This window comes from Fictibacillus aquaticus (assembly GCF_002245695.1).
Taxonomy (GTDB): domain Bacteria; phylum Bacillota; class Bacilli; order Bacillales; family Fictibacillaceae; genus Fictibacillus; species Fictibacillus aquaticus.
The window spans coordinates 22422-34602 of the sequence record NZ_NOII01000002.1 but is presented as its reverse complement, the minus strand read 5'-3'; the positions used below and the strand labels follow the sequence as shown (position 1 = coordinate 34602).

Annotated in this window: 18 protein-coding genes and 1 tRNA gene; 13 read left to right on the top strand and 6 right to left on the bottom strand. The window is 43.9% G+C overall.

The genetic code is table 11. The features are described from left to right. The first annotated feature begins 46 nt into the window (after positions 1-46). Complete coding sequence (locus CGZ90_RS08000) at positions 47-1219, top strand: M14 family metallopeptidase (protein ID WP_094251867.1); 1173 nt, start codon at positions 47-49, stop codon at positions 1217-1219. Between the two features lie 64 nt (positions 1220-1283). Here the strand turns inward: CGZ90_RS08000 and CGZ90_RS07995 are convergent, their stop codons facing one another. After that, positions 1284-1469 (bottom strand): DUF2759 domain-containing protein, encoded by a 186-nt coding sequence (locus CGZ90_RS07995; protein WP_094251866.1) that lies wholly within the window; start codon positions 1467-1469, stop codon positions 1284-1286. 101 nt (positions 1470-1570) lie between these two features. After that, complete coding sequence (locus CGZ90_RS07990) at positions 1571-2023, bottom strand: hypothetical protein (protein ID WP_094251865.1); 453 nt, start codon at positions 2021-2023, stop codon at positions 1571-1573. Between the two features lie 66 nt (positions 2024-2089). Here CGZ90_RS07990 and CGZ90_RS07985 point away from each other — a divergent pair, with 66 nt between their 5' ends. Both CGZ90_RS07985 and CGZ90_RS07980 read left to right on the top strand, forming a co-directional pair. Next, positions 2090-2719 (top strand): MBL fold metallo-hydrolase, encoded by a 630-nt coding sequence (locus CGZ90_RS07985; protein ID WP_094251864.1) that lies wholly within the window; start codon positions 2090-2092, stop codon positions 2717-2719. A gap of 1 nt (position 2720) precedes the next feature. Beyond that, positions 2721-3809: a class I SAM-dependent methyltransferase gene (locus CGZ90_RS07980; RefSeq protein WP_094251863.1), complete on the top strand. Its 1089-nt coding sequence runs from the start codon at positions 2721-2723 to the stop codon at positions 3807-3809. A 94-nt stretch (positions 3810-3903) separates the two neighbouring features. Here CGZ90_RS07980 and CGZ90_RS07975 read toward each other — a convergent pair whose 3' ends face one another. Then, positions 3904-4149, bottom strand: a complete 246-nt coding sequence (locus CGZ90_RS07975) for a DUF2626 domain-containing protein (protein WP_094251862.1) — start codon at positions 4147-4149, stop codon at positions 3904-3906. Between the two features lie 225 nt (positions 4150-4374). Between CGZ90_RS07975 and CGZ90_RS07970 the strand changes: the two genes are divergently transcribed. Then, positions 4375-4767 carry a Spx/MgsR family RNA polymerase-binding regulatory protein gene (locus tag CGZ90_RS07970; RefSeq protein ID WP_094251861.1) on the top strand — a complete coding sequence of 131 codons (393 nt, stop codon included), beginning with the start codon at positions 4375-4377 and terminating at the stop codon, positions 4765-4767. Between the two features lie 36 nt (positions 4768-4803). Here CGZ90_RS07970 and CGZ90_RS07965 read toward each other — a convergent pair. Next, positions 4804-4878 (bottom strand) — tRNA-Gln (locus CGZ90_RS07965). A gap of 115 nt (positions 4879-4993) precedes the next feature. Between CGZ90_RS07965 and comGA the strand changes: the two genes are divergently transcribed. From comGA to CGZ90_RS07920, 9 genes are read left to right on the top strand one after another with little or no spacing between them, the layout of a single operon-like run. Then, complete coding sequence (gene comGA / locus CGZ90_RS07960; protein ID WP_240515388.1) at positions 4994-6061, top strand: competence type IV pilus ATPase ComGA; 1068 nt, start codon at positions 4994-4996, stop codon at positions 6059-6061. After that, positions 6058-7092: a competence type IV pilus assembly protein ComGB gene (comGB, locus tag CGZ90_RS07955; protein ID WP_094251860.1), complete on the top strand. Its 1035-nt coding sequence runs from the start codon at positions 6058-6060 to the stop codon at positions 7090-7092. Before comGA ends, comGB begins: the two co-directional genes overlap by 4 nt. 10 nt (positions 7093-7102) lie before the next feature. After that, positions 7103-7396, top strand: coding sequence for a competence type IV pilus major pilin ComGC (gene comGC / locus CGZ90_RS07950; protein WP_094251859.1), 294 nt, complete (start codon positions 7103-7105; stop codon positions 7394-7396). Beyond that, positions 7393-7842, top strand: coding sequence for a competence type IV pilus minor pilin ComGD (gene comGD / locus CGZ90_RS07945; protein WP_094251858.1), 450 nt, complete (start codon positions 7393-7395; stop codon positions 7840-7842). Before comGC ends, comGD begins: the two co-directional genes overlap by 4 nt. After that, positions 7826-8164: a hypothetical protein gene (locus tag CGZ90_RS07940; RefSeq protein WP_094251857.1), complete on the top strand. Its 339-nt coding sequence runs from the start codon at positions 7826-7828 to the stop codon at positions 8162-8164. The genes comGD and CGZ90_RS07940 overlap by 17 nt, the downstream gene beginning before the upstream one ends. Continuing rightward, on the top strand, positions 8128-8571 hold the full coding sequence (gene comGF, locus CGZ90_RS07935) for a competence type IV pilus minor pilin ComGF (protein WP_094251856.1): 444 nt from the start codon (positions 8128-8130) through the stop codon (positions 8569-8571). The genes CGZ90_RS07940 and comGF overlap by 37 nt, the downstream gene beginning before the upstream one ends. After that, complete coding sequence (comGG, locus tag CGZ90_RS07930; RefSeq protein ID WP_165766806.1) at positions 8568-8963, top strand: competence type IV pilus minor pilin ComGG; 396 nt, start codon at positions 8568-8570, stop codon at positions 8961-8963. The genes comGF and comGG overlap by 4 nt, the downstream gene beginning before the upstream one ends. Beyond that, a complete protein-coding gene (locus tag CGZ90_RS07925; protein WP_094251854.1) occupies positions 8960-9475 on the top strand; it encodes a shikimate kinase in 516 nt (171 codons plus the stop codon). The genes comGG and CGZ90_RS07925 overlap by 4 nt, the downstream gene beginning before the upstream one ends. Before the next feature lie 37 nt (positions 9476-9512). Continuing rightward, positions 9513-9692 (top strand): YqzE family protein, encoded by a 180-nt coding sequence (locus CGZ90_RS07920; RefSeq protein ID WP_094251853.1) that lies wholly within the window; start codon positions 9513-9515, stop codon positions 9690-9692. 35 nt (positions 9693-9727) lie between these two features. Here CGZ90_RS07920 and CGZ90_RS07915 read toward each other — a convergent pair whose 3' ends face one another. Continuing rightward, positions 9728-10507, bottom strand: a complete 780-nt coding sequence (locus tag CGZ90_RS07915; protein WP_094251852.1) for a YqhG family protein — start codon at positions 10505-10507, stop codon at positions 9728-9730. After that, positions 10476-12173 carry a DEAD/DEAH box helicase gene (locus CGZ90_RS07910; protein ID WP_094251851.1) on the bottom strand — a complete coding sequence of 566 codons (1698 nt, stop codon included), beginning with the start codon at positions 12171-12173 and terminating at the stop codon, positions 10476-10478. The genes CGZ90_RS07915 and CGZ90_RS07910 overlap by 32 nt, the downstream gene beginning before the upstream one ends. Between the last annotated feature and the right edge of the window lie 8 nt (positions 12174-12181).

The window sequence follows — 12181 nt, the reverse complement described above, 5'->3', positions numbered from 1 at the left end:
TACTCGGACTCATACACTTTTACGAGCAGAGAGGAGGGGGATTTCTGTGAGAGTTCAATCTCGAAAAGGAGATACGATTGGTTATTTCAGCAAGCTGTTTTCAATCCCACCATATATGCTGTCCTTCAAAAAGGTGGAGGAAGAGCTGAAACCTGGCACGATGGTTACAATACCAGGATATGAATCGAAACGGTATCATGCACAAAAAGGGGAAACCCTATTAACGATCAGCGAAAAACTTTCCATTCCCGTAGATATGCTTTATTTGATGAATAACGGTAACAAGAAGCAGGAAGGGAGTATATGGAGCATACCATCCAAAAATCGTAGTCCTCTTTTCAGCGGGAAAAAAGAATACACCTCATTTGAACTAGAAAGAGACTTAAGGCTTCTGTTGGATGCTTATCCGTTTATACGATGTCAAACAATAGGCAGATCTGTACTCAAAAAACCGATTTACATGCTGACTGTCGGTTCGGGACCAAAAAAAGTCCACATCAATGCTTCTTTTCATGCTAATGAATGGATAACTTCGGGAATCTTGATGGATTTTATTCATCAATATGTAACAGCTGCAGTTTTTGATGATGATATAAAAGGGTTCAGTGCTCGTCAGCTGATGAAAGAGGTCACTCTTTATGCGGTGCCGATGGTCGATCCAGACGGCGTGGATCTTGTACTGGAAGGACCACCTGATCATCCTGTATACGGTGCATACGCATTGAAACTGAACCGCGGGAGTCTGGATTTTTCCAACTGGAAAGCAAACATACGCGGTGTCGATCTTAACAATCAGTTTCCGGCATTATGGGAAATTGAGAAGGCGAGAAAGCCACAGCAGCCGTCGCCGCGGGATTATCCAGGCAGCTATCCTTTATCTGAGCCGGAAGCAGCGGCGCTGGCGGCAGCAGCAGATCAATTGGAGTTCGACCGTGTGATCGCTCTTCATACGCAAGGTCAGGAAATCTATTGGGGGTTCGAGGGCAGGGAACCACGGGAGTCAGAAGCCATCGTCAGACGAATGGAGGCAGACAGCGGGTATAAGGCGATACAATATTTGGACAGCTACGCTGGCTATAAAGACTGGTTTATTTATAAACATCGTAAAGCGGGGTTTACAGTTGAACTTGGGTATGGGGTGAATCCTTTGCCTCTCAGTCAGTATGATGATATTTACCGGCAGTCGCTTGGAATATTTCTTGCCTGTATGACGATGTAAAATAAAAACCACCAGTTTCTTTTCGCAAGAAACTGGTGGTTTTTTGTTGGTTTGTTCGTGGGAATCAGTGGCCTGATGAGCCTCCGCCGCCAAGAAAAACGTCTAGAACCGTCATGACTGTAAACCAGCCAAATACGGCAAACGTCAGAAAAGCAAAGCCTGCGGCAAACAGATTCTTAATTTTCAGTGTGCGCAATAACCCAAAAGCAGCCAGGATGGCTACTAAGCCTGTAATAATTGCTAATCCCATTTTTAATGCCCCCTTGCTGTGGAGTGATCCGTTACTATGTAAAAAATATGACTGACACTGTATTATTTTACTTGTTTTAAAAGTATTTGTACAGTAGTCAATTATGAAGAAATGAAGGCGATTACAACCTTGTAGGCATCGGCGGTACGGCAGATAAGTTCTTTATCCGTTATCGTCCCGACATACAGCGTGTCTGTTCCAGGAACTTCTGCTACCTTATGTTCATCAAACTGATACAGGAACATTACAATGCTTTCGGGATCTCCTGACACTACTTTAAACATGACAATGTTTTCTTTCAGGACAGCAAATTTTCCGGAATCAAGCCGAAAGCCGTTATCATAAAAATGTTCTCCAAGGGAGAGGGAATCAAAGACATGAACCTGAAAAAAGAGGTCTTCTTCTAGCGAAAGGCTGTTTTTATGGAGAAAACTGTTAAGACGGACTTCATCGCGGAAGAGAAGAGCATGCTCCGACTGGTCGCAAGCAGCAGCGGTATCGAGCAGATCGAAATTCTCTGCAAAAAAAAGGTCTACACAAAGACAAGTATCCATTCGGTGCCTCCATTTTTTATTTAGTGTAAAATAAAAGCAGAAAGAAAACAATGAAGGAGGCAAACAATGAAATACAGCATGATGACCGTGGGGCCGGTCCAAGAAAATACATATATCTTGTATAACGAAAAAAAGGAAGCATTGATTATAGATCCTGGTGCAGAAGGGAAGAGGATCAATAAAAAGATAGAAGCGCTAGAGCTGAAACCTCTTGCCATCCTGCTTACCCATGCTCATTTTGATCACATTGGAGCAGTTGATGATGTAAGAGAAAAATGGGGTATACCTGTCTACATTCATGAAAACGAAGAAAGCTGGCTGCAGGATATCAAAAGAAATGGATCTTCCTTTTTTCACCAGCACATTCAGGCAAAGCCTGCTGAAAAGATCATCCGCAAAGAAGAAAAACTCGTAATCGGAGGATTCAGCATCGATGTTTTTGAAACACCCGGCCATTCTCCGGGCAGCGTATCTTACTATTTCCGTGGAGAAAATATTGTCTTCAGCGGGGATGCTCTGTTCTCGGGAAGCATCGGCAGAACTGACTTGTACGGCGGCAGCCAGCGCATACTGCTCGAGAGCATCCATAGCCGCCTGATGACACTGCCAGAAGAAACGGTCGTTGCATCTGGACATGGGCCAGTCACAACGATAGGGGACGAAATGGACAGCAACCCGTTTTTAACAGGATTTTAACATGGAGATGCACCCTGTTATTTCTGAGATAATGAGTTCTCCTGACGGCTGCATCTCCTTCGAAAAATATATGGAGCTTTGTCTTTATCATCCAGAGAAAGGCTACTATTCCAGAGCAAAACAAAAAATTGGCAGACAAGGGGACTTTTATACGAGCAGTTCCATCTCTCCTGTATACGGCTATGTATGGTGTGATGTATTCAGGGAGACATTGAACAGCAGCAGACTCCCGGCAAACATTATAGAGGCCGGGGCAGGAAACGGTGACTTTGCGTGCCATGTATTGTCACGATGGATGCAAGAGGATCCTGCCGGGTACAGAGACCTCAATTATTATATCGTGGAGGGCAGTGCCTATCACCGGGAAGAACTGAAGCGGAAGTTAAATGAGCATAAAAACGTGAGTGTGCATGATTCGTTTGATTCGCTCATGAAATGTACAGATAACTTTAAAGGGATCGTCTTTGCAAATGAGCTGCTCGATGCTCTGCCTGTAAAGGTGATCAGAAATAAAAACGGGCTGCTGGAAGAAATGTTTATAAAATTAACAGATGGAGCGCCTGCAGCATGCTGGAAAAACGGTGAAAGCCTTGCTGCTACAACAGCAGGCATGCGGCTTATGCAAAGTGGTGATGGCTGGAAAGGCGAAGTGCCCGTACAGATGGAAAAGTGGCTAAGAAGCTTATATGCTTGGCTTAGAAAAGATTCTGTCGTCTATTTTGCTGATTATGGCTATCACGCAGAAGAATGGCATGCACCGCAGCTGCGCGATGGAAGTATCCGGGGCTACCGCAGCCATCGGCTAGAGACGGATGTTCTTGCTTATCCAGGAGACATGGACTTAACTTCGCATGTAGATTGGGAAACAGTTGTGCATACCGGCAAGCAGGCTGGTATGGAAAATGACGTCCTCATTGGCCAAGGACGGTTTTTGATGGAAAATGGCATACTGCGTTATTTAGCGGAGCATGATGGGAAAAATCCTTTTTCTAAAGAATCAAGAACAAACCGGGCGATCCGTTCTTTCCTTCTTAACAGCGGCCTGGACGAAGGATTTCAAGTTGCAAAGTTTGTTAAGCAGCGATCTTAATATCCATTTCTTATATCGCAAGAGAAAAAGAGCCCTGCTGAATTACAGCAGGGCTCTTTCATCTTATGTATAAGTAAAGCTGATGCAATGAAACTTAGTGTCCGCCTGCACCTGGAGTCATCATGAACGTTGTCCAATAAGTAAAGCCTACGAAAAACACCGTTAAATATGCTCCGAAAATATAAATATACATACGTTCTGATAAATTTAAATAACTGAGTGAAACGAACATGATCGTCTGTCCGAGGAAAAGCAGCGCCATCTCTTCCATGTGGCCGAGATAAGCCATAACGGCGATGATTCCTGTCCAGAATCCAAGCACTTTGTACATTCTTGGCATATGTATCCCTCCTTTGCGTCCGTAAAGCTGTTCCTTTTGTATTATATATGAGTATTCACAAATTTGTAAATGCCATTGTTACGAGTGCAGTTGGCAAAAATGTGTCAAATGAAAGGGTTTTCCCGAAAATATGGGAACTTTTTTCTTCTTATAGGTAAAAATGTTTAGTTTTCCTGATTTTCGGAAATTAAACTATTAGCAGTAGCAAGAAAGGAGAGGCCGGAAGTGGAAGACCAAAAACTGATTTTTTTCACATATCCAAGCTGTACCTCGTGCCGCAAAGCCAAATCATGGCTGAAGAAAAATGATGTGCCTTTTGAGGAGAGGCACCTGTTTAGAGAGACGCCAACTATAGATGAACTCCGTGACATCATGAAGATGACTAAAAACGGTACAGAAGAAATTTTGGCCAAAAGAAGCCGAAGCTACCAGGCACTTAATATGGATATAAATGATTTGACAGTCAACGAACTTCTAGAGCTGCTTCATGAAAATCCTCGTCTTCTGAAACGACCGCTCCTTACTGACGGACGACGCCTTGTTGCAGGGTACAGCCCAGGTGAGTTGTCAAAACTGGCAAAAGGAATAGAAAAAGAACACATTTTCCATGTGTCCTGAAACTCAAGCACTCTTATTCTAGAGTGTTATTTTTTTTGGCTGGGCTAGCTGGATTCGAACCAACGCATGACGGAGTCAAAGTCCGTTGCCTTACCGCTTGGCTATAGCCCACCAATAATAGATAGTATGGTTAGATGAAAAAAAAATATACCTTTTGTTAGACAATTTTTTGCAGGAACAAACAATATCTGCGTCAAATTATCCCCACAGAGAGGAGGAATATATATTGTCCATTGAAACAGTTTGCAATGCTCTGATTGACTCAGCAATGGAACTAAAAGCGTCCGATATTCACTTTGTCCCGAAAAAACAAGAAGGACTTATCCAATTTAGGGTAGATGACCGGTTGATTGAGGTAAAAAGGTATCCTTATCCTTTTTTTCGGCGGATGCTGTCACATTTTAAGTTTAAAGCTCGGATGGATGTAGGCGAAGTGCGGCGGCCACAGAGCGGTGCAATGGATTTGAATTCCTTTTTTGGCACGGTTCATCTGCGGCTCTCGGCTATACCCTCTGCTTATCATGAATCACTTGTTATCCGGATTCTACCGCAAAACGATTTTTTCTCCATGAATGAACTCTCCTTATTTTCCAGCCAAATAAACATCCTCTCTCGCCTGATCAAACGTGCAAGCGGTCTGATATTGTTCACAGGACCCACCGGATCAGGAAAAACCACTATGCTTTACTCGCTTCTTCACCACTTGCAGCACCAGATGAACCGCCAGATCGTGACGCTGGAAGACCCAGTAGAAAGGAAAGTGGAAACATTTCTTCAAATGGAAATCAACGAAAAGGCTGGTGTAACGTATGGCGAAGGCTTTAAATCTATTTTAAGGCACGATCCGGATGTGATCATGATAGGAGAGATCAGGGACAGCAGTACTGCGGAACTGGTTGTAAATGCGAGCCTGTCTGGCCATCTTGTGCTCTCTACGCTTCATGCGTCTGACTGCTGCGGAGCCCTCATGAGACTGAAGGAATTTGGGATCGGGGATGCAGAATTGAAGCAGACGTTGCTTGCGGTTGCCTCACAAAGGCTTGTTTCCCTCGTATGCCCATATTGTGAAGAACAATGTTCCGGTTTTTGCTTTAAACGAAGAAAGAATAGGCGGGCAGGTGTTTACGAAATTTTATCAGGCTTTGAACTTGAAAAATGCTGGAGGGCGATCTCCAATAATGAACAGCTTCTATCGGGAGCTTTTCGACGGCTTCCGTTTTATTTGCGCCATGGGAATGCGATGGGGTTTATTCAAGATGAAAGCTACGTAAGGTGGACGGGGGCTGCGAGATGACTGGCAAGCGAAGCTGGAGCCGCCAAGAACAAGGTGAGTTTTTGCTAAAGCTAGGTCAGCTTACATCTACAGGCTACCCTCTCATAAGGGCGATCGAATTAATACAGCATCGATATAAAGATAAACAGAAACGATCGATTTTAAGAATGATGGAACAGCTGAAAGATGGATATGCAGTTCATATTGTCTTATCCAACAGCAAATTTCCGCAAGACGTTTTAGCCATCATAGAATTCTCGAATTCAAACGGGAACCTTTCAGCAGCCTTGCTGAACAGCGGGAATCTAATGCTTAAAAAATCTCACTTTCAAAAACGGTTCGCTTCCGTTATGCGCTACCCTCTGCTTCTTCTGTTCCTTACATTTTGGATTGCTTTCATTTTTGTGAAATTCATCTTTCCGCAGTTTCAGACACTTTACGCCTCCTTACAGCTTCAAATGCCCTTTATGACCAGAATGGCATTGTCGTTCCTTCTGTATTTGCCATATGTTTTTATTTTTACTGCTGCAGCAGCTGTCATCGTGACGGCGGCCTCTCTGTATTTTAAGAAAAAAATGACAGCGACAGAAAAAATTATGATCCTGCTGAAGATTCCTATACTCAAAAAATTGCTCCCATTGTATACCACACATTACTTTTGCCTGCAGATCGGCGAACTGCTGAAAAACGGGTTCTCACTTGCCGATGCCCTTTTTAGGATGGAGGGGAGCGGGTATATGCATTTTTATTCTGAAGAAGCCGGCCGGCTCCGCTGGGCGCTCACGGAAGGTATTCCGTTATATCAAGCTGTTGAAGGACTTGGTTATTTTACAGAGGAGATGCCGCTTCTAATCAAACATTCCCAAGACTGCGGCACTTTAGGCGACGACCTGGCCGCGTATGGTGAATGGCTTTTTGAAGCTTTGGAAGAAAGGTGTACATGTATCATACAAAAGATCCAGCCTTTATTGTTCGCTGCAATTGGTGCGGCGGTATTATTTTTGTTTGCTGCTATGTTTTACCCTGTGCTTAAAATTATGGAAGCCATTTAGGAGGCTGTATATGAAAAATGAAAAAGGATTTACGCTGATTGAGATGATGATCGTGCTGCTTATCATTTCAGTGCTTATGCTGATCGCGATTCCGAGCATAACAAAAAACAATGAAGTATCAAGAAAGCTTGGCTGCGAAGCAACGATTGACCTTCTGCAAGGGCAGGTAGGTGCGTACGAAGCTGAGAACAATGCGACTCCTACTTTGCAGGATCTATTGGATGATGATTACGTTGATACGATCACGTGTCCGGATGGAACAGGATTGGTTCTCACCAGCGGAGTAGTAGAGAAAGCTCCATGAAACGGATAAGAATGCAAGCGGGAGAGGACGGATTTACGTTAGCAGAGGTGATGATCGTTCTCCTTGCTCTGTCTTTATTAACAGGTGCTGGCTGGTATTCATTTCAATCGTTTCATAAGAGCGTTCAGACAAAAGCTTTTCTGAAGTCATTAAAAAAAGATCTTTATTTCACCCAGCAGACTGCAGCAGTAAATGAATCTTTTGTTACCTTTGTCTTTCATCAAGATCATACTTATAGTGTTCGCATGGGTGCAGCAAAAGTTTACAAAAAAGTAGTCTATCCAGAGTTTATCACTGTAGAGCCGATCACGATGCCGCTCAGCATCGTTTATAATCCGAGGGGAAACATCAGTCAGGGAGGGATGCTGATGATCCGCGCAGGGAAAAAAAGGTTTCACCTTGTGTTCCAGATCGGGAAGGGCAGGTTTTATGTTGAAGAACGATAGAGGCTACCTGATGATGGAAGCCATATCATCGCTTCTTCTGCTTTCTTGCATCGCTGCAGCTGGACTTCCTGCTCTGAATCTATTGTACGAGGAGGCCGAGACAACGCGGGAGCTAAGGCAAAGCATTGAAGTGCTGGAAAATGTACTTTTAATGGAGATAACCGAAGAATCTGAGCCTGTCAAACTAAATGGAACAGAATTCATAGTGGAGCGGGATACACTCAGTAACGGCTTTACCGAAGTGTGTGTCCGTTTTTCAGGTTCAAATGGCAGGGAGTATAAAAAATGCGGATTAAAGCACGATGGAATGAAAAAGGGATAACTTTGATTGAGCTGATCATCTCGCTTGCCATAATTTTAGCTATTGCGGCCCTAGTGCCGCTGCTAATCAAAGCAATAACTTTTGCAGGGAAAGAAAGTAAGGGAACGACTATTGAAGAGACGGAGATGTTTTTTACCGATATCGGAAAGGAAATACGAGCTGCAAAGGAAGTAGTGGTATCACAGCAACAGCTCGTATTAAAAGCGAAGAATGGCGATATTCTCGTGTTTTCTTTTTATCAAGGGCGGATAAGGAAACAGGTTAACGGGACCGGTCACGAAATATGGCTCCAAAACACCGCTTCATTTACAGCAGAAAATAACGGAAGATGGATTATCCTGAAAATTGTAGATTTTGCGGGAAAAAAGGCGGAACGTTCTTACTTGCCGCTGCAATGGGGAATATGAAAAAGACGGATGAGAGAGGCTTTGTCTATCCGGTTATCTTAATCATCTGTTTCGGACTTTTTTACACCATAATGTCAGCATCTGAAATGATGGTATCAGAAAGAAAGTTTCTTCAGCAGGAGGGAAGTGTTAAAGAAGACGGCACTCTTCTAATGGCTGGCGCCCGTTACGCGGTCTTCCATATTAATAGTGACAAAGAATACGTTTATCCAGCCGAACTTCAGTTTCATCATGATAATCGTTCTGTGGTGTGCTATATTGATACCACCGACAGCTTGACGTTTCATGTGATCCTCGAAACATCAAGCAGCAGCGGGAGAAAGAAAAAAGCAGCCTTCTTTTATTTGAAGGAATCAAATAACATTACAGATTGGACAGAAGAAAAAGGATGAAAACGATATATTTAACAGGATTTATGGGAAGCGGAAAATCGTCAGCAGGCACGATTCTCTCAAGACTGCTCGGTGTCCCGTATTATGATATGGATTCAGAGATTGAAGTGCAGACCGGAAAGAACATCTCTTCGATTTTTGCTGAAGAGGGTGAGCGTGCGTTTCGAGAACTTGAAACAGAAATGCTGAAGAAAATGCCGGAATATGACTGTGTAGTCATTACAGGAGGAGGGCTTCCTGTTTCTGAAGCGAACAGAAACTATATGAAGAACACAGGGTATGTGGTTTATTTAAAAACAAGCTTTGGACACATTCTTTCCAGACTTGACAGTAAAGAAGAGAGAGAGAAGCGGCCTGTGCTCAGCCAAAAAAGCGAAGAAGATATCCGGCAGCTGCTTGAACAAAGAGTCCAATACTATGAGGACTGCGATGTTTTTGTACTAACGGACAAGAAAAGCCCTCATGACGTAGCGGAAGAGATTTTGAGCACTCTCCGTTTAAACATGACTTAATCCGGTCATCATAGTTGTAAAACGAGGTGATCTGCAGATGGCTTCAGGAGACGAGCTTGTTAAAGTCGTAACGAAAAAAATCGTACAGTATATGGATGAGCCGGCAACGACAAGAAGAGAGCGGAGGATGCAGCGCAAACAGGAAAAACAGCCTGTGTCTGTCGAACTTTTTGGCATTTTACCGATGGCGCTGAAGTATTTCTTCAAACGAAAATAAATCCCCGGCAGTTATGCCGGGGGTTTATTTATGTTCTACTGAAGATAAAACAAGCCGCCATTGATGATTTCGACCGATACAGCAGGATCATACTGAGTTTTCAGTGCTTCTTTTTCAACATGATAGGATTCCGGTTTATCGCTTTCGCCTTCATAAAAGCTCTCCAATAAATCTTCATCCTCTTTCCAGCGCAGCCGGGCGTCGGCCGCCCAGCTGTGGTCGTCCTGTTCAATGTATTCTGTGATCACATTCTCGATCCTTTTTATGCCGGATACAGGCTTGATAAGAGGAGAAAGTGTATAGCAAAAATCAGGGATGCGCTTTGTGAGCAGCAGTGTCTTGAGCCTGTCGTGAAACTGGCTTTGTATTTCTCCGTTAATCAAATGCAGCCCGTATGATAGAATCATGTCCTTCTTGCGATCGCACCGGTAAGAAACTTTAACGTTCAGACAGAGCCAAGGGCTGAGCGGGATATGATGTGCGCCTTGACGGGGAACACTCTCGTACATTCTGATAAAAGATGCCAGCTTTTTTGCTGACGAGAAAATCTGGTGCAGTCGGGGAGAGCCGAAATGAATAAACTCTCCTTTCCCGTCTGGAGGATGCTGCTGTCCTGTAACGAGCGTGAGTGCCATCGGGTTCGGCGGAGCGCCGGTTTTTTCTTGATAGTGCCAATAGAACGGTCTGTTCATGAGCACTTTATCAAGTTCAATCGTTAGCTGAACCTTCATGTAACTGAAGTTTTTCTCTACCATCTCGCATTCGTTCGCGATAAAATACCGTTCAAGAAAGCGATGAATCTCGTGCTGCTGCATGCTCTTCCCACCCTTTCCGCTGAATGCCGCCTTCAAGGTTGATGAGAGAAGCGAGATTGTCCATCTTCAGCCTGATCTCGCCTTCGCTCTCTGAACTTGCCAAAATATCTGAAATATAGTTTTCTATATTTTTCATTTCAAACTTTGTCAGAATTTCATCAAGTTCCCCGATCACACTTTCGAACAAATTAATCTTGTTATAAAGAAGGTTCAGGATATGCTCTTCAATGGTATTCTCCGTTGCAAAGTTATAGATATAAACATCCCCTTGCTGGCCGATACGGTGTACACGGCCGATTCTCTGTTCGATCCTCATCGGATTCCATGGGAGGTCATAGTTGATGATGTTTTGGCAGAACTGCAGGTTGATCCCTTCACCGCCGGCTTCTGTCGCGATAAGAACCTGTGCGTGGTTCTTAAATAAATGGGTCATCCAGTCTTTTTTGCTCCTTTTAAAGCCTCCCCGGAACGGAACAGAAGAGATGCCGTTCTGCTGAAGAAACCATTGCAGATAAAGCTGTGTTGCCCGGTATTCTGTAAAAATGATCACCTTAGAATCAATGGACTGGATCAGCTCCAGTGCTTTCATCGCCTTCGAATTCTGAGTGACGAGTTCCACCTTTTTCATCTGTGATGCGATCAGCTGCTGTGCATACGGACTATTCTCAAGTTTCTGCAGCATGTTGCGGAGAGTGATGAAAGCCGCTTCTCTTGAACTGCAAACTTCACGCAGCAGCGTAAGAACAGCGAACTTGCTGCGCTGGAAATAAGGTTCGCTCTTTAGCTCGCTGATGCTGTCGTATAAATTGCGTTCACTTTCAGAGAGCTGAATGGGTATAGTTTTGACGATTCGTTTCGGCCACTTCAGACCTGTTTCTTCTCGGCGGTTGCGAACCATCACTTTGTTGACGAGCTGCTTCAGTTTTTCTTCGTTTTTAAGCGAATGGCGGTCATTTCGGAAGTCTTTATCAAAGTTTTCCTGGTTCCCAAGGTGTCCCGGTTTTAACAGAGTGACAAGGTTGAAGATTTCTTCCACTCGGTTTTGAACAGGAGTGGCTGTCAGGAGCAGGCAGAACTTTTTTTTCAGAAGCTGCACAAATTCATAGTTTTTTGTTCTCTTATTCTTTAGTTTATGCGCCTCATCAATGACGACGATGTCATAATCCTGGTTCAGAACTATATCACGGTGCGGGCTGCGCTTCGCCGTATCTATGCTTGAGACGACCACTTCGCACTGCTCCCAAACATAAGATTTTCTTTGGGCGACGGCAGGAATAAAAAATTTCTGGTTCAGTTCCTGTTCCCACTGTATGACAAGGGAAGCAGGCACTAAGATCAGCACCTTTTTTGCCAGGCCCCGAATCATATATTCTTTTAGAATCAAGCCAGCCTCAATTGTTTTTCCGAGCCCTACTTCATCTGCTAAGATCGCTTTTCCGTTCATTTCTTCTATTACGGTTTTAGCGACATTAAGCTGATGAGGCAGGAATGTCATATGAGGAAGGTGGTTTGGAGACTGGAGACCTAAAAAGTCTGGAGAACAAGTATGGCTCTCTGCTTCGAGTGCCAGATTATATAGCTCCCAGTTCGCCCATGGGCCGTCGTCTTCTATTCTTTTTAAAAATTCGTCATGCCAGTCTCTTTGAAACTGAATGGGAGTATTCATAGGCGGCA